We start from the raw sequence: 16,107 nt of genomic DNA, 5'->3' as shown, positions 1-16,107 counted from the left end.
GGCGCGTTGCCGCCCCAGCTGTTTCGGTCTAGCGCCTTCGAGCGCGCCATAGCGCCCCCAAGCGAGTTGAAGCGCTCTCAAGCGGGTGGTTCAAGGCCTGCAAGCACGTTGGAGCGTGTAACTAGACCTCCGAGCTCAGCCACCTACCATGTTGGGTGCAGGTCTGCCACCGAGGATGCTGCGAAGTTGCTCAATAGCGGCCTGTGCCATGGCCGACGATGACCGTGTCGCTGACGACGGCTGGGCCAAGGCACGCGAGAGCCCAGTCGCTGCTCTGTCCATCTCGATCAGCCAGGCGCGCGCCTGGTCGTGCCCTAATGAACTCCGCCGACCGTTGGCCTCGGTGATCACAATCGAGGCCGAGTCGACCTCGTAGATCCGACCGTCAGGTGCGGACACCCGTTGCCCACGGTATCGCTCAACGAGTTGGGCAACCTCCAGCCGGTCTTGCGCCGCCTGCGCGGCGGTTGCGCGCCTCTCGTCTTCTTGGGCCTTCCGAGTTTGAACGACATAGCTATAGTCTATGGGCTTTCCGAGGAGCGACTTGAGGTAGGCGAACAGCTCTCGTCCCCGCAGCGGCCCAAGAACATGACCCGCCGCCGAGACAACGTCCGACAGTCTGTGGCCGGCCTCTCTCGCGAGCCGCATCAGAAGGAAGAGGGCGGACGTCGTCAGCTCTTGGTCGCGCACGAGAGGCGCTAGATCAATGGGCACAGCCCGATCGTGAATTTGCACAAACTCTCTCGGGCCCGAATGTTTCTTCGTAGAAGACTGCTTGGGGTTGTTTACGCCACTCACTGGTGCGAGACATGCGGAGCGGGACCGCGACTCGTCGGAGTCCGTTTGAGGTTCTGGGTACCCAAGCTCCCTGCCGGCGAGCCCGATACACTGTAGCAACTTTGCGGTGAACCCGATCCGCCCAACGACCTCGAGCTGCGCCCTCGTGCGTTGCTGCCTTTCACGCTCAATAAGCCCGGCATCTTCAAGTGTGCCAAGCGCCCGATAGACAGTGGCCTCGCTAATCGAGAGGTGCTGCGCGATCGTTGCCTTCTTTATGAAGGCGAGCGAGGTAGGATCCTTCTGATTCAGAGCGAAGCGGATGAGCGTTGCCAAGACTTGGCGATTGGTGATGTGCAAAGCCCGAAGCCCATCGGACTCGTAGACCAACGCGATCGCTCTGAGAACCCGCTCGGGCAGCCGGCGGGCATCGCACCTGGCTGCCTTGCGTTTCGAAGCTTCGCTTTCGATAGGGGCCGGAGAGTGCGGCGCACCGCCACACGTTGTTGTTCTTGGGGCAATAGGAAGCCCGTCGAAGCGATAGCTCATCTTCTTCGGTCAATGCGCAAACTTGTGGGGGAGCATTGACAACGAAGGGTGGGCTTCATAAACTCGGACTGTCTTGTTGTTGGACGAGTCAAGAGGGTTTCGAAGCCTGCTACGCCTGTTGTCAATGCCGATTAAAAGCCTTGGAGCTGCAACTCCAGGCTTTTTTCGCTTATGAGGATGCCTACGGGCTCAACAACCCCTCCTTGAAATCCGAGTGCCACCGCTACGCACAAAAATGACGTGCCGGACGGCTGTGGCACACACGATGGCAGGGAGCTCGCAACCAGCAGACACCACGAATGACCGGCTGCTTAACAAATCAAGTTAGCCCGGCTTCAATAACGAACCGGGACGTGGGGTTCTTCTTTGCCGTAGAAATCTGCAGCCAGTCGCGCGCGCGCGTGAGGGCAACGTAGAACAGTCGACGCTCCTCACTCTCCGGACTGGCTTCGTCCGGAACGATGGTTTCCTCGGCCCGGATCACAACAACAGCCGACCATTCGCGTCCCTTGGAGGCATGCATGGTCGTCAGCACCAAGGCGTCGTCGGCCGGTTCGTTATTCTTTTGGCGCAGAAACAAGAGTCGTTCCGAAAATGGACCGTTCAGCCGCGTCAGGACGTCAAACGCGGTATTGATAGCGCGCTTGCCCGGGTCGTCCGCAACAAACTTGAGCATCCATTCGCGCACGCCATCGAGAACGAGGGAAAAGAACTGGCGCTCAAAGAGCGCTTGCCATTCCGCCAGCTTCTTTAGGAAGTCGCGATACTTGTCGACTGTTGCTTCTGCGATCCCGGCCTGCACCAGGTTCTTTTTTCGCGGAATCGATCCCTCCGGCTTCGCCGCAGTCTGCGTGTGTAGCAGCTGCAGTTCATGCGAGCCAATTCCGGCGAAACCTAGCAGGGCATCGGTGCCAGAGTCCTTGGACTTCTGAATCAGTTCCAGTAGGTCCCCCATCAACGCTGCCTCCGGGCGATCGAGAATAGAGCGGCCGGCTGCCCTGTAATACTTGACACCGTGCGAGCGGCAGACGGCCTCCAATGGATCGAGAATGCGGTTCGTCCGCGCCAGCACGGCCGCCGTTTTGCCAGCCCGCAAAACCGGTGTCAGCGCCTCAACGGCCGAAACCGCCTCCTTGTACTCGTCCTCCAAACGCTTGAACTCGATAGCGCCGCCAGGCCCGCGATGGGCTACCAGCTCCTTCAGGATACGGTCCTCGTTGTTTCGAATGACCCGATCCGCGACGTCCAGGATCTCGGCATGTGAGCGGTAGTTCTTCCCGAGGATGACTGACCGCGCGTCGAACTCTTTGATGAATGCCTCCATGCCTCGAAATCCGAGCGCACTTCGAAATCCGTAGATCGACTGATCATCGTCCCCGACCACCGTCACTATCGAACCGGCCGCCGCGTGCAGCGCCGTCCAGCGTGATTGCAAGCTGTCGCAATCCTGGTACTCATCGACAAGCAGGTACGTCATACGGTAGGGCGCAATTGTTCCGCTTTGCATTCCAGCTACAGCCAACCGCAGCATGTCCTGAAAGTCGATCTTGCCGTTTCGGGCCAGAGCACTCTGGTAGGCTTCATACAACTGAGCCTCCACGGTTCCTGAAGGCGGGTCGGACAGTTGCATCTTGGCGCGCTCAATCGCGGCGATCGCGTCCTCGACCTTCCCATCAAATCCCCCTTCCTGCAGGATCTGCCCGACGATAGCGAATCGAACGCCGTCGTGGACGATATCGGTGAGCTTGCCGGTTCCCTTCCCGAGCTGCTTATAGGCCAGCGAATGAAAGGTGCCCGCGAGCAGTCGCTTCCTGGCATCGGCACCGGCTAGCGCCAGGATCCGGTCACGCAATTCGACCGCGGCGTCCTTGCTGAACGTTACCGCGCCCACCGTCACGTCTGGGTTGGCGAGCAGCACTGCTGCCTTGGCCGCAATCGTCGCTGTCTTTCCGGCGCCTGGCACGGCCACGGCGACGCAGTGCTGACGGAGGTCGACCACCTCGCGCTGGGCGGGGTTCAGTCCTTCCAATACCTTTTCGAGCGACATGGCGGATCGCAGTGTGGCAGTAAGTGGCACTTGGTGCCGGTTCAAAACAGCAAGTGCCCCGAAGTGGTACCTCGGGGCAGATGTCGACGCCTATTGATTCGTTCGGAAGTGAGATCATGTCCCACGTGGTCTCACCAGCTCACACCAAGTGACACCATGTCACATCAATTCCTGTGGTCAAATACAGCGCACCGTCGTCATCAACCTCAGGTGAGTGGTGTAGCTGCGCAGGCCCAGCGGCTGGAACTTGCGTAGGAAGCGCGTGACTTCATCGTTGACGTCGCTCTGGTCACGGATGCCGTTCCAGACCATAAAGTCGAACTGGTCCATGGTTTGATCGAACTTGATCAGAACCTGCAGGGCACGCACGGAAAAGCGCGAGTAGGCCTGGACCTCGAGCGCAAGGGACGGGCGCTGGATCGTCGGGACGAACACGATCTCGCCTCTCGCTCGCATCTCCTGTTCCCGTTGCTCGCGGTAGGCTTTCGCCACACGCAGCTGTTCGTCCACATAGTCCTCGATCTTCGAGAGCTCGCGTTCGAGGTAGTTCTCGAGCGTCGACAGTTCGGTGCGCGAGAAAGTAGCCGCCCCGAAGCGCTGCAGGTTCAGCGACATGCGGTTCATGTATGGCCACCACTGCTCGAAGAGCGGGCGCAGGCGCGTGTGATTGAGCTTCAGCGCCACGGGAACGACTGCCGCGCCGGCAAGCTCGCGATTGAGGATCAGCAGACCGAGTTCGCGACGACGGCGAACGATCGCCTGGCGGTCCTCGGAGGGCAGATCACGAAACAACTTGCGAGTACGTTCCACTTTGGCCTTGCGCTCCTCATGGTCCGCTGTCGAGATCAGACCCTCGTTGCGCAATACGTCGGCCGACTGCTCCATCTCCGCGAGCTCTGTCTCGACATCGCCGGAGCTATCAATCGAGCCAAGCGTGGTAGGCGGTTCAGCGAGCAGTGCAACAGTATCGTCGGTCGGACCAACTTCCTGGAGCGGCTCATCTGCAGGGGTCAGATCGGTCGTGGTCATGATTTCTCCTATAGGAGGCCGGACACCCGGCCTTGTTAGTCGTTGCGGAGCCGGCTACTTGCCGACGTGGAATGACGCTGCAAGGCGCCAGCAGAGCAGGCCGACCAGGCAGACCCCGAAGGTCCACCAGGTCGCCAGCATGGGAAGGGGTAAGAGCAGGGCGGACGCGCCGAAGCCAAAGCAGAGCATCAAGCCGTGTGCCGCCACATGGAAGGACACCGGATTGGCAAAGCCGGCGCCCGCAGCGCGGATCTTGCGCGACACGGTTCCATCATTGAACAGGGCAAGGAACAGCACGATTGCGCCAACGAGCCAATAATGGCCGACCGCGGCACGATACAGTGCGCGGTAGATCGTTAGCCAGAAGTGCTGCATCCAACTTCTACCGAAGTCAGACGCGCCGTTATCGGCAAATCCGGTCTGGGCGTCGGAGCCGGAGAACGACGACTTGACAACGCCGCTCTCGATGAACCATTGGCGAAAGCGGGCATTGGCCAGTGTCACGGCGACGTCGGCCTTTTCCTGGCCGAGCACGCGCTCAACCGAGGCCTGTTCCGCTTCACTGATTTCGAAGGCGCTTTCGTCCTGGATGAACGGAGCGAGCGTGCAGATCATCAGCGGCGAAAAGATCAGCCACAGACGGACGTGCGACGCGAATCGGCTATTTGCCATGTCAACTCCATCGCAGGGCGAGCAATACCGGCAGGCTCAGAAAGGCGACCAACGCGCCCCAGAAGACAGCCGGCTTCACCACGGAGATCTTGATGAGCGCAAAGCACGCTGCCGCCGCTTCTGTGGTGAAGGCTTGCGGCATTGCCGGCGCGCCCGGAGGCGGAGCCGTCAACCACTCGTGCATGTGCAGGGCGAGCGCCGGGTCTACGCCGCAAAGTCTGGCAGCCATGCGCGCCGGCACCTGCTTGAGGCGGATCGCAAGCCGGCGTGCGTCATTGTGCAAAGTTGCCAGCGACATCGTAGTTCTCGAAGTAGCGGGTAAAGGTGTAGCCCGTCAGCACGCGGGCGGCGAGCTGAAACGCAGCGCAGCGTTGTGTGATTGCGCCTGGCGCTGGTTCGTCGACGACCCGGCAGACATAGCCTTCGGGCTGGCGCAGCTCGAACGCCGGAATGGACTCGTGAAACGGGTACCAGACGTTGTACTTCTCGCCTTTGAATGCCGCGTACCGCTTGCCATAGAGTTCATGTGCGCGGGAGAACAGGCCTTTCATGAAGGCGACGTTCGGATCGCCTTGCTTGCGCGCGGCACGCCAGGCGGCGATGCCATCAGCCAGCATTTCCTTGACCAGAGGTTCCTCTCGGACGCGGAAGTTGACACCGATGTAGTCGACCACTCGCGTGCAAATGTCATCGAGGTCCGGCGATAGGGAAAACACCGGCGAAAGCTTCGCCGAGAGCTTGTAATCCTTGACGATTTGTCGGAACAGGCTGCTGCGCATTGGTGTTTAGTCTTTGATGATGGGAATTCGGCCCTGGTAGACAGCGCCCCCAGAGATTCGCAAGAAGTACTGCAGGTTCGGCAGTTGCATGACAAGGTCGTGCGGAATCAGGGGTACCTTCTCAAGCTGGGCCGAACGGGACACCGACCCGCTGAACTCGCCGATGTGGGCCTCGGTTCCGGTGCTGGTGCTGCTCGACACGACCAGGTTGCGAATAGCGGTGGTACCGGCCTTTTCGGAGAACCATTGCGCCGTGTCGATGTCTTCCAATCGTAAGACGATCTGGTTGTTCAAATTGCCCAAAACCTGCTGCATTTTGGCCACGTTTCCCAGCTTGGCCGTGAAGTCGGAGCGGGTCTGGTAGGCAACGAAGGCCTTGAAGCCGGCGCCGCGGCCCTTGTTCAACAGCTGAAGCAATTGCTCGTTGATGGCCTCGGCCGCTTCGTCGACCACCAGGACGATCTCAGGTGGTTTGGCGTAGAAGTTGTAGATCGCACCCGCGACAGAAGCGATGTCCGCAAGCAGCATCGACATGACAGCCTGGGCCACCATCGAATTCGATAGGGAGTCCGCCCCAACATACAGCACGGCCTTCTGCTTGATGACCTTGTCGATATCCCAGATCTCGCGGTCATCCTCAAAATCGTCCGCCTTCGGCGCAAGCATCAAGCCGGTCTCGCCGGTCGCCAGCATCTGCAGCAGGGGCAGGGCGGATGCGATGATCCGGCCGTAGTGATCGCGGTCGTGTTGATAGGTAGAGATGAGGCCGTCGATCGCTTCATGCCCGTTACCGAGCTTCGAGAATCGGTCGATGTACAGGCTGACCATGGCGTCCAGCCGGGTGCCACCCGCCTTCTGTGCAACCTTCTGCATATATCCCGCGGCTTCCTCTTCCCAATCCGGCTTCCCGGCTTCGGGGAAGAAGCGCTCCAGCCCACGCTCAAGAAGATTGTTGATGCCGTTCTGTGCGTACTGCAGGATCGATCGCAGGTTCGGCTTGTCGCCGACATAGAGCTCGCCTTTCACGGCGCGGTCGATGAACAGGAAGGCGAACTGGCGGAAAGGGCCTTCCTCCATCAGTTGGGCGATACGCGTTGGGATCTCCGAGGGCTGAGACCAGTTTTCCAGCGGATTCAACCGGATAGACTGCGATGGTGCGGCCTGTTTCCAGTACAGGAACTTGCGGCCGGTCCGCTCGCATTCGCGCTTGCACCTGGCGACCCAGTCGGGATCATTCTTGGGATCAATCGCGATCAAAATGTCATTCGGGTTGTGAATGACCTGTGTCGAGATGAGTTCGAACGTTCGGGTCTTCCCGGAGCCAGTCGTGCCGCTGATCGAGGTGTGGCCGCCCATTGCCTTGTAGTGAAAGGGGACGGGAATGCGCAGGGATTCCATGCCACCGATCCAGGATTTGCCCTGGGGCGATCGGTCGGCAATGCTGTTCTCCGGGGCGAACGTCTTCTCGATGGCCTTGACGGTGTCCTTCGGCAGCCACTTTGGCAGGCCCGGGATGTCGCTCGACGGCATACGCAGGATGTCGTGGGCAATCTGACAATGCTTCTGGGTCCATTCGTAGCCGGTACCCAAATACATGGCATCGTCGTCCTTGTCATCCGAGCGCAACTTGCGGCTCTGTGTCAGGAGATCATCGATCCGGACGAGGGTTAGCCACTTCGTGGAGATGGAAAGACGGAACCTGAGCGCACGCCACACCTGGCTGGAGCGAAAGAGCAGGAATGCCATGCCACCCAGCGCAAAGTAGCCACTGTTGGGCATGCCGCTCACCAGAAGCAGCAGGACAGCCAATGCCCAACCGACGACCGCGCGGAACTCGTAGATGGGACGGAAGTGGTTAATGTACTGGTTCATGCTTCAGGGGCTTGGGAGGCAGGCAGGATCAGGTCGCCAACTTCGTTGACCAGCAGGATGTCTTGCCCCACGATCTTGTAGAGATGCTTGAACTTGCGCAGATTTTCGATGAGCGTCTCGGAGGCAATGCCATAGTTGCCGAGCGAGCGCTTACTGATGGCAACCTTTCCCTCAACCCGGGTTACCTTCGTCTTGCCGGCGGCCGCGTCCTGGGAGAGCGCCTTGAAGAATTCGCGCATGAGGTTCGAGGTGCCTGCAATCGCCTTGAATGGATCCTCGGCCGGTGCTTCTTTGCGTAAGGATCGGGCACCGTCGAGCTGTACGGCGTTAGGCGACGCACGGTGCTGCGCGCTCGCATCGCTGCCGGCCTGATGGAGTCCGGCTGGGGAGCTTGGATCCGCCTCGGTCGTAGTCTCCGGTTGCTCCACTTCCACGGGCGTCGCCGTCCCCGTCTCGGGTACGGGCGCCGTCTCCGTTCTCGCCTGCGCGGGCGGCGTCGACGCGCCGGTGATGGCATCAACAGCCAGCGCTTGTGCTGACGGGGCAGGCGTTGTGTCCGGGGCAAATGCCGCCCGACGGGCCTTCAACTCGAACTGGGTGACGGTTTCGATGGCCTGACGCACCACCTTGTGCAGCAGCGTTTCCAGGCCGGCTGGCCGTGGATCTGGGTTGATGGCGCCGAACAAATCGGTCAGTACCTGGCTGTCAAATGCGCCTAACCGCTCCGTACCCAGAATTTCCCGCGCGAGTAGTGCCGTGCGCATCCGCTCGCTCGGAAGAGGTGCCTCACGGCGGGTGACCCGGTAGGTGTCATCGCCAAGCCACGCGCCGAATGCCCCGTGTGCGGCAGGAACCCATTCCGCTCCATCGCGCATCCGGTGAAACTGGAAGTGGCGGCAGGGCTCGTCCAGCCGCGAACAGCACGCGGCGAGGAACAGCGCATACAGGTACTGAGGCTCGAGCTTGCGCCGGCGTTCCGAGGTCTGGTCTGCGGCAAACTTCTGGGCGCCGGACAGTCGCATGGCGAAGTACGCGGCTTCGACCGTCGCGCGGAATGCCCCACCAGGCTCGGCGTGCTCTGTCGGCCGAAGCGGCATGCTGGAGAACCAGGCGGCACATCGATCCAGGACGCTCAGCCACTTCGTGCGGAAGTCTCCGTCATCCGATTCGTTGGCATACTGTCGGACCAACGCCAGGCGGCTGTCGTGGGATGCCAGCAAAGCCGCTGGAGTCAGGTGGTGATGGTCCGTCATCACTTGCCCTTCTTGGCCAGGAACCCGCCGATTCCGCTAGCGGCTTTCATGCCCAGACGCCCGGCCGCACCCCCGCTCAGCCCGCCTCCGGAGCCGAAGATTGCGCCCGCCATCTTGGGGATCTCCAGTGCGACAAGCAGCATGAAAATCGCGACGCCGAGCGCATAGGCAGCGCCCGCAAGGGACTGGGTGCCGATGTCAGTCTGATCGACCATGGTGGAAGTGAATGCGCTGGAGACGAGTCGCGCCATGACGGAGGCAACGACCGTGTACATCGAGGCGCTAATCATGAAATCGAGCCAAGAGACGAAGAAGCGGCGCGAATAATCCGAGAATGCGAGCGCGACAGCGAGAGGGCCCACGACGATGCCGACGGCGGCCTGAACCTCCCCTAAAGCGATGAAGAAGCTGTAGAGCAGCGCTGCAACCGCACAGACCACAAATGTAATGATGAGGACGATCCCGGAAAGGGCTACGCTAAGGACGGAGAGGCCGCTTGCCGCGTCCATAGCCTTGTTGTAGGTGTCGAGGAAGCCGGTGCCTACCGAGATGAGCGTCAAGGCCGGATTGCTGGAGCGAGTACCGGCGATCTTGTCGCCGAGCATTTTGAACCAGTCAAAAATTCCCGGTGCGAACTTGTCGTACCCCAAATAGATCCCTGCGAAGATCCCCAAGAGCATGAACGCCTCAAAAATGTCCGTCCACGCCGTGGTCGGATCGTTCGTTGCAGCGAATCGGATGCCGGCCAGAGTCAGCGTGATGAGTGCTAAGCCATAAGCCACCTTGTCGGTCTCCGATCGGATGGTCTGACTCAGCGGTGTAGCGCTTGCGATCAGGCCGCTGCGAAACGACTCGAACTGGCCGACCCAACTTTTGAGAGATTCGGCGATCGTCCCTTTCTGTCCGGAGAATGACGGCGGGGTCTTGGTGGATTCTTCCGCCTGCGACCCAATCATCAAGGGGGGAATCTCGGTCTGAGCGAAAGCCACGTTTGCGTGCAATAGCGCAGCAGTGACCAGTAGAATCAATAGACGCAATAGCATGGCTTCCTGGCACCCGCTCAGTCGGCTTGCAGCTTGCGAGAGAACACCCGGGCACGCAACTGCCGGAGCTCCTCATCCTGCGCAGTCGTGATCGCGCGCATAGCCTCAGCGCTTTGCGTTTCCCTGGCGACGCTCTGTTGGTCCTTATCCGCGTCCGCTTGGGCCCGCACGCTCATGAGCTGCAGCAAATCCGAGTTCTGGCTGGCAAGAACGTCCAGCATCTGATTGGTGGATTGCGCCGCCGCCTGAGCCGTCGGCGAGAGCTTGACCTGTGCCTGAATCTTCTGGCGGCGCTGCGCGACAGATTGAGTGTTCTTGAAGATTTGCTCGCCCAGACTAAACAGGTTCTTGGCAGTCTTGTCGCCGTTGCTCAGCAGCTGGCGCTGGTCCTGGAACCATTGCTCCTTGGTCTTGCCCGAGGCGACGACCATGCTCTGGATCTTCTTCAAATAGTCGGCGTTGTCGGAGACAGTGCCATACAAGTCCTTAAGCGTAGTGCCATAAACCTCGTACTTGCCGATGTCATCCTTGATCGCGTCCAGCTGCTCCGTCAGGGAGGCGGCGTCCAGGCCCGTGGACTGCAGAAGCTGGTTGGCCATCATCTTGTACTGGTAGGCGATATTGGTATTCTCGTAAACCTCCGTTTTCAGCGATTGCATTGCTGTCATGGTGGTCTGAATGAGTCCCACCCAGTCGGTGACGGGCAGCGCGGCATGGGCCGAAGAAGCCCCGAATACCGAGGTGGCGATGGCGATGTTGGCGATCCACTTCTTCACGTTGCTTCTCCAAAGTTATGCTGCGCGCGCGAGCATTTCGCGCACGTAGCGGTCTTGCCAGTCGGGTCCGCCCGATGCATGGTGCTTGTCGCAGATGGACTGTGCGACACCGTCCGAGCGCAGCATGGCTACCATCTCGTCGGAAAATGCCGTCTGCAGCATCCGGGTCTGGGTGTTCGTGATCAGGAGGTAGTCGCGGTTTGGCACCGCCTCAGAGATCAGCTGAACCTGATCATCGGTCAGGCCAAACTTGTCCTTGTAGAGCTCCGGACTGGTCTTGGCCTGGCCGTTAGGCAGGTAGACCCAGTTGGCGATGTTTTCCTTGAGGATTTCGAAGTTCGCGACGCGTGCAATCTGGCGAAGAGACTGCGTCGCGGACCAGATGGCGCCGTTGAGCTTCCGAATGGTGGTAATCCAATCCTCGTAGCGCCGATAGAAGCGTTCGTTCTGGAAGAAGAAGCCGCATTCCTCCACCTCGATGATCGTGTAGCGGATACCGTCCATCGACTGGCTGATGCGATGGAAGGCATAGTCGGTGAACAGGACCGCTGCGCGTTCATACTTCTGGAACAGCTCACCCATCTCGATGCAAAGGTTGTCACTGACGGCGAATGCGTCTTCGGCGTGATCGAAGAAGTGACCGTATTGACCACCCTTGAGCCAGATCTGAAGCCGCGCGCGAAGATCAGCATGCAGCATCGTCGAGAGCGAACTGAGGGTCCAGCGTTCGCGGGGGTATCCAGCGACCAGCTTCACGGCCTCGAAGAGGTCCTGGACTTGCTGCGGCGACAGCGTGAAGTCATCGTCTTCGAGGGCGAGCGTCAGCCATTCCGTGACGTAGGTGAAGTTCGCGGGATCGGCCAGCAGCGACAAGGGATTGACCGGCGTGCCGGTCTGGAACTTGCCCGTCACGTCGATGAACGTGCCGCCACTGAGCAGCGTGGGAATGCGGGTAGATCTATCCTTGTCGAAGCGAATCCGACGCGCCTTGTGCCTGTCGCCCTGCGACACCAGAAAGTTGAGGAATACGGATTTGCCGGCACCAATCGGGCCGATCACGAACAAATGACCATTGCCGCCCCGCTGATGCATGTCGACGCGCTGGATAGTCCGGTGGCGGGTCGGCAGGCAGGTGAGCGGGGGAACCTCGGCGCCGGTCTTCTCGCTCAGCCATGCGTTGAAGGTTGGGCCTTCCAGAACGGAGCGGACGGGTGCGATATCGGACACGGCAGGCGTTTCGACGAACTGCAGTCGCCGTTGCTTGTCCCAGCGACCGGGCAGGGTGCTGTTCCAGGCAGGCATCAGATTGGCCTTCTCGCGGATCGCCCCGAAGCCGGCGTTGGTCAATGCGCCGACCACCTCGCTGACGGCGTCCTCGCATTCACTTTCCGAATCCGCGTAGATAATCACCGAAATGTTGGCAAAGCCGTGCTGCACGCCCTCGGCGGTGAGCCGTTTGAGGGCGTGACCCGCTTCCTTGGCGAGCTCTTCACGGCCTTCGTCGTTCTCGCTTTCCTCCTTCGAGACGTACTGCTTCATCATGGAGCGCAGGTTCACCGCGGCCATCTTGTAGAAGCGGCGAACCTTCTCGATGTAGGCGGTCGCGCGTGCAGTGTCGAGGAAGCGGTACATGATGCAGATGTCCAGTTCGGCATCGACCTGCAGGAGACTGTCTAGTGCCGCTTCCTGAAAGCTCATCCATTCCTTCACCGCGACCACTGCCGCATAGCGCTTGCCGTGGGCAGATTCGAACAACAGTCGCTCGGCGCCCACTGTGACCTCGGATTCAGTCAGGTGCGTGTCGAGCAAGGTGACCGGATAGCGGATGCGACGCGGCGGCACGCTGGGGTTGGCAACCTGGTGGAGCGCCGCATAGCTGTCCTGCATCGTGAGCCGGGTCGGCTTAATGCGCGGGATGCCGCCGGCAAACGCGTCAAGCATGGCCTCGAAACGGCGGGTATCGGCGCGCATTTTTTCCATATCGAAGGCGAACGCACTGCGAGAGAGCACAGTATCCTTGGCGGCTTCAACAATGGCGCCGTAGACCGATCGTCCGCCCACCGTCATGTGGTAACCGATCTTTTCAAAGAACTTGGCGATGCCCGATTCGGGTGTATAGGCGATGCTGAGCGCGTGCGTGTTGCGGAAGTATCGGCCCGTAGTCATGTGCGTGCGGTTGAGCGCGTTGAGGCGCGCGTCCGCAGCGTTACTGAATTCGCCGTCAATGAAGCCGGTGGTTCGGCGATGGGACAGGCGCCACCAGGCTGTGATCCGGTTGTCGAAGGATCGGCAAGCCTGGTCGAGCTGGTCTCGGGCCGATGTGATGTCACTGGCGTCGGCGCTGTCCGCATCGACGCCGCGAAACTCGTAGGTCGCAAGAAGGGAGCCGTCCTTGTTCAGGATCAGCTCCGGGGTGAGGGAAGTGAGCCACGGCACGATCTCTGCCAGCGGCCGGCGTTTGAGTTTCAGCATGGCAAGTCACTGTCAAAGCCGTACGGGCGGCGGAACACCGCGTCGGACTTGCCGTGCCAGGGCACCGACTCGTACAGGTCGCCGTACATGTTGTAGACGTTGAGGATCTGGTTCCACCACGGATCTCGGCTCGTCAGCCACGCCAGCAACGCATGGGTGCAAAGGCCGATGACGAAGATCGACACCGGGATCTCCCAGCCGCTGCGGTAGGTCACATAGATCAGCAGCGCGACGATGGTGCCGTTGGCGATGGCGAGGCCACGTACCGCGCCTGCGATCAGGCGAGGCATCGACAGGCCGATGCTCACATGGTGCTTTCTCATCTCTTAGAAGCCGGTGCAGGCGGCGACGATGTTCAGCGTCTTCAGGATCGACGGCGCCGCTGCGGCCAGGCCGACGCCAACGCAAGCCCCCGAGATGAACTTGGACAGGCTCGATTCGGCATTGGCATAGGCATAGGCGCCCAGCACAATGACGATCAGGCCGATGACGAACAGATACTTCGTGTTGATGAAGGTGGCGATGCCGCAGATGAAGTTGCCAAGATTGCCGAGGAACGAATCGTCCGCGGCGACGGCGGAGGTGGCGACTGCCATCATGCCGACGAGCAGCAAGGCGGACGGGGCGTACTTGCGAGCTGTTGCGCGGGCGCGCTGTGAGAACGGGGAGGTCATGCGAAAAGACTCCTGAGGTTTAGAAAACGCGTTGGTATTCGTAGTCGTTATTGCGAAAGCCCTTGATCTCAATGATCTCGGAGAGCACGCGCATGTCTCCCGAACGCTTCATGTGCACAACGTAGTGAATGCAGTCGGCAATGAGGCGACGCATGTCTTCGACTTTCCAGCCGGAACCGGGCGGGATGCCGAGCAGCGCCATGCTTTCGAGACGGGACAAGGCCATGCGGGGACTGGGCGCATGCAGCGATCCCATGCCGCCGTCGTGGCCGGTGTTAAAGGCCTGGAGCATGTCGTACGCTTCGCCGCCCCGGACTTCGCCCACGAGAATCCGGTCTGGCCGGAAGCGCAGAGAGAGCGCGACGAGATGCTGCGTGGTCACGCCCTTGTCGGCGTTGGAAAGGAGCCGCACGACGTTCGGCACGCTGGGCTTGAGCTCCGTCGTGTCCTCGATGGTGATGACCCGCTCCTCCGGTGGAATCTCGCCGACCATGGCATTGAGTAGCGTGGTCTTGCCTGAAGACGTACCGCCTGCCACCAGGATGTTCTTGCGCAGGCGGACTAGCTCGCCGAGCGCCTGGGCGAGTGCGTCGTCCTCGACAGGGCCGCAGAAGATGGGCGTCTCGGTTTCCGTGCGCGCATGCCGGGATGAGAACGCGCCGGCCTTCACATAGTCCGACAGGCGCATGTTCTTCTCGCGATGCCGCCGGATGCTCAGAGCGTGGCCGTCGATCGACGTTGGCTGCATCACGGCGGCGATGCGCAGGCCCTTTTGACCGGCGTTGATGATGCCCTGGGCCGTGCCGCGCACCGCGGACTTTTCTACCGACGACGCCAAGGAACGGATCGCCCCCTCGATCTTGAACGGATCGATCTCGATCTCGAGTCGGGTCATGATGCCGCGTCGCTCGACCCAGATGCTGTTGTGGCGATTGATCATGACCTCCGCCACGTCATCCGCATGAATGACATCGTGCAACGGCGCCAGCGATTCGAAGAACATCGACACGGCGCTGTCGGCAAGCTGCGTGAGCTGCAGAAGAGGGTGGTTGGTGGACGCTGATTCCATGCCCGCTATTGTTGGCGGGCAAACGGTCCTGTAGTCGACTGAAAGCTAGGCGATTTTCAAGAGCTTTTGACGAAGTCGTGCGGCGCCGGTCCGCTCAAGTCGTAGCAAGAGGAACATGTTCCTTCTCAGGATAGCGAATGACGCGGTCAAATCCTGAGCTTTCGAAGGTAGACACCTCGCTGGCGCCCTTCGCCGCGGGGAATCGGGTGGCGGCATAGCGGCTGGCGCTGGGCGAGCCATCCCGACGGCTGTGGAGGTATCAAATTGAGGTGAAGCGAGAGGAAAATTGGAAAGCTCAGCAAATTGGCACAGCTTTCGAGGGCAGATGCATGCCATTTCGCTGATTCAATTAGCGGCATCCCAAAAGCCCGCCGCATCATGCGATTCCTACGCAGATCCACCGACAAAGCCAAGCCCCTGACCGTTGCGCCAGGTATGTATGGCGAAGAGCGTCCAGAGCAAGTCATTTTCGATCGGACCACGCGCATCACCGTGGACCGCAATCACTGGAAGCTCGCAACGGTCGGCGCCGCGTGCGTCGCACTCGCGGCGATTCTGACCCGCGAGCCGCCGCCGTCGGTGGTGAAGGTCGTTGGCGTTTCGGCGGATGCGACCGGGAAGCCGATCACTCGTGAACTGGACGCATTCCATCCGGATGAACGACAGGTGAAGGTTGCGCTCAAGGACCTCGTGCAGCGGTGGTTCACGATCGAGCCCATTCTGACGCCTCAGATCGAGTCGTCGCGCATGGCGGGGAATCTGCGGTCGGTGCGAGAGCAGATGCTGGGATCGGCCAAGGAGCAGTTCAAGGCATGGGTGGATGAAGACGAGCCGTTCCGGCAGGTGATGTCGGCGCCGACGCTCACCCGGGAACCGAAGTTCACCAATATTGCCAGCCTGCCCGATAGCACCGTGGTTGTGGAATTCGTGACCACGACCACCGAGGATGGGTACAAGCCGCGCAAGCAGCGGTACGCGATCACGTTCCGCTATCAGGTCAAGCCGGCGGACAAGGAAGCCATGCTCGGGACGAACCCCTTTGGTGTCTTCCCCATCTTCTTCTCCATCCAGAAATCTGCGGCCTGAGCCGTGCAA

Annotated in this window: 15 protein-coding genes; 1 reads left to right on the top strand and 14 read right to left on the bottom strand. The window is 60.6% G+C overall.

The genetic code is table 11. The features are described 5' to 3' along the window. Positions 1 to 135: 135 nt before the first annotated feature. From I6H87_RS34660 to I6H87_RS33970, 14 genes are all read right to left on the bottom strand, one after another. Positions 136 to 1,326 carry a helix-turn-helix domain-containing protein gene (locus I6H87_RS34660; protein ID WP_011154284.1) on the bottom strand — a complete coding sequence of 397 codons (1,191 nt, stop codon included), beginning with the start codon at positions 1,324 to 1,326 and terminating at the stop codon, positions 136 to 138. A 319-nt stretch (positions 1,327 to 1,645) separates the two neighbouring features. Next, positions 1,646 to 3,373 (bottom strand): ATP-dependent helicase, encoded by a 1,728-nt coding sequence (locus I6H87_RS34030; RefSeq protein ID WP_011154283.1) that lies wholly within the window; start codon positions 3,371 to 3,373, stop codon positions 1,646 to 1,648. A 177-nt stretch (positions 3,374 to 3,550) separates the two neighbouring features. Continuing rightward, positions 3,551 to 4,402: a hypothetical protein gene (locus tag I6H87_RS34025; RefSeq protein ID WP_011154282.1), complete on the bottom strand. Its 852-nt coding sequence runs from the start codon at positions 4,400 to 4,402 to the stop codon at positions 3,551 to 3,553. A gap of 54 nt (positions 4,403 to 4,456) precedes the next feature. Beyond that, the gene (locus tag I6H87_RS34020; protein ID WP_011154281.1) at positions 4,457 to 5,074 is read right to left on the bottom strand and encodes an IncC plasmid conjugative DNA transfer DtrJ family protein; all 618 of its coding nucleotides are present in this window, start codon (positions 5,072 to 5,074) and stop codon (positions 4,457 to 4,459) included. A gap of 1 nt (position 5,075) precedes the next feature. After that, on the bottom strand, positions 5,076 to 5,372 hold the full coding sequence (locus tag I6H87_RS34015) for a hypothetical protein (protein WP_011154280.1): 297 nt from the start codon (positions 5,370 to 5,372) through the stop codon (positions 5,076 to 5,078). Further along, on the bottom strand, positions 5,347 to 5,853 hold the full coding sequence (locus tag I6H87_RS34010; protein ID WP_011154279.1) for a hypothetical protein: 507 nt from the start codon (positions 5,851 to 5,853) through the stop codon (positions 5,347 to 5,349). Before I6H87_RS34010 ends, I6H87_RS34015 begins: the two co-directional genes overlap by 26 nt. A 6-nt stretch (positions 5,854 to 5,859) precedes the next feature. Continuing rightward, complete coding sequence (traD, locus tag I6H87_RS34005; RefSeq protein ID WP_011154278.1) at positions 5,860 to 7,725, bottom strand: conjugative transfer system coupling protein TraD; 1,866 nt, start codon at positions 7,723 to 7,725, stop codon at positions 5,860 to 5,862. Then, positions 7,722 to 8,978, bottom strand: coding sequence for a TraI domain-containing protein (locus I6H87_RS34000; protein ID WP_011154277.1), 1,257 nt, complete (start codon positions 8,976 to 8,978; stop codon positions 7,722 to 7,724). Before I6H87_RS34000 ends, traD begins: the two co-directional genes overlap by 4 nt. Beyond that, the gene (locus tag I6H87_RS33995) at positions 8,978 to 10,021 is read right to left on the bottom strand and encodes a TrbL/VirB6 family protein (RefSeq protein ID WP_041688754.1); all 1,044 of its coding nucleotides are present in this window, start codon (positions 10,019 to 10,021) and stop codon (positions 8,978 to 8,980) included. Before I6H87_RS33995 ends, I6H87_RS34000 begins: the two co-directional genes overlap by 1 nt. 17 nt (positions 10,022 to 10,038) lie before the next feature. After that, a complete protein-coding gene (locus tag I6H87_RS33990; RefSeq protein WP_011154275.1) occupies positions 10,039 to 10,797 on the bottom strand; it encodes a TrbJ/VirB5 family protein in 759 nt (252 codons plus the stop codon). Positions 10,798 to 10,812: 15 nt separating this feature from the next. After that, positions 10,813 to 13,269, bottom strand: a complete 2,457-nt coding sequence (locus I6H87_RS33985) for a VirB4 family type IV secretion system protein (RefSeq protein ID WP_011154274.1) — start codon at positions 13,267 to 13,269, stop codon at positions 10,813 to 10,815. Further along, positions 13,263 to 13,592 (bottom strand): conjugal transfer protein, encoded by a 330-nt coding sequence (locus I6H87_RS33980; RefSeq protein WP_041688752.1) that lies wholly within the window; start codon positions 13,590 to 13,592, stop codon positions 13,263 to 13,265. Before I6H87_RS33980 ends, I6H87_RS33985 begins: the two co-directional genes overlap by 7 nt. Positions 13,593 to 13,595: 3 nt before the next feature. After that, complete coding sequence (locus I6H87_RS33975) at positions 13,596 to 13,943, bottom strand: TrbC/VirB2 family protein (RefSeq protein WP_011154272.1); 348 nt, start codon at positions 13,941 to 13,943, stop codon at positions 13,596 to 13,598. A 19-nt stretch (positions 13,944 to 13,962) separates the two neighbouring features. Continuing rightward, on the bottom strand, positions 13,963 to 15,012 hold the full coding sequence (locus I6H87_RS33970; RefSeq protein ID WP_011154271.1) for a TadA family conjugal transfer-associated ATPase: 1,050 nt from the start codon (positions 15,010 to 15,012) through the stop codon (positions 13,963 to 13,965). 378 nt (positions 15,013 to 15,390) lie between these two features. Here I6H87_RS33970 and I6H87_RS33965 point away from each other — a divergent pair, with 378 nt between their 5' ends. Further along, positions 15,391 to 16,098, top strand: a complete 708-nt coding sequence (locus tag I6H87_RS33965; protein ID WP_041688750.1) for a VirB8/TrbF family protein — start codon at positions 15,391 to 15,393, stop codon at positions 16,096 to 16,098. Positions 16,099 to 16,107: the final 9 nt, after the last annotated feature.

The sequence above is a fragment of the Cupriavidus necator genome, assembly GCF_016127575.1.
In the GTDB taxonomy this organism is placed as follows: Bacteria; Pseudomonadota; Gammaproteobacteria; order Burkholderiales; family Burkholderiaceae; genus Cupriavidus; species Cupriavidus necator_D.
The sequence above is the reverse complement of the archived record's forward strand: the minus strand, read 5'-3'. Positions and strand labels throughout refer to the sequence as shown.

Coding starts and splice junctions, on each gene's coding strand:
- I6H87_RS34660 (WP_011154284.1), bottom strand. CDS start 1,326: ATGAGCTATCGCTTCGACGGGCTTCCTATTGCCCCAAGAACAACAACG.
- I6H87_RS34030 (WP_011154283.1), bottom strand. CDS start 3,373: ATGTCGCTCGAAAAGGTATTGGAAGGACTGAACCCCGCCCAGCGCGAG.
- I6H87_RS34025 (WP_011154282.1), bottom strand. CDS start 4,402: ATGACCACGACCGATCTGACCCCTGCAGATGAGCCGCTCCAGGAAGTT.
- I6H87_RS34020 (WP_011154281.1), bottom strand. CDS start 5,074: ATGGCAAATAGCCGATTCGCGTCGCACGTCCGTCTGTGGCTGATCTTT.
- I6H87_RS34015 (WP_011154280.1), bottom strand. CDS start 5,372: ATGTCGCTGGCAACTTTGCACAATGACGCACGCCGGCTTGCGATCCGC.
- I6H87_RS34010 (WP_011154279.1), bottom strand. CDS start 5,853: ATGCGCAGCAGCCTGTTCCGACAAATCGTCAAGGATTACAAGCTCTCG.
- traD (WP_011154278.1), bottom strand. CDS start 7,725: ATGAACCAGTACATTAACCACTTCCGTCCCATCTACGAGTTCCGCGCG.
- I6H87_RS34000 (WP_011154277.1), bottom strand. CDS start 8,978: ATGACGGACCATCACCACCTGACTCCAGCGGCTTTGCTGGCATCCCAC.
- I6H87_RS33995 (WP_041688754.1), bottom strand. CDS start 10,021: ATGCTATTGCGTCTATTGATTCTACTGGTCACTGCTGCGCTATTGCAC.
- I6H87_RS33985 (WP_011154274.1), bottom strand. CDS start 13,269: ATGCTGAAACTCAAACGCCGGCCGCTGGCAGAGATCGTGCCGTGGCTC.
- I6H87_RS33980 (WP_041688752.1), bottom strand. CDS start 13,592: ATGAGAAAGCACCATGTGAGCATCGGCCTGTCGATGCCTCGCCTGATC.
- I6H87_RS33975 (WP_011154272.1), bottom strand. CDS start 13,943: ATGACCTCCCCGTTCTCACAGCGCGCCCGCGCAACAGCTCGCAAGTAC.
- I6H87_RS33970 (WP_011154271.1), bottom strand. CDS start 15,012: ATGGAATCAGCGTCCACCAACCACCCTCTTCTGCAGCTCACGCAGCTT.
- I6H87_RS33965 (WP_041688750.1), top strand. CDS start 15,391: ATGCGATTCCTACGCAGATCCACCGACAAAGCCAAGCCCCTGACCGTT.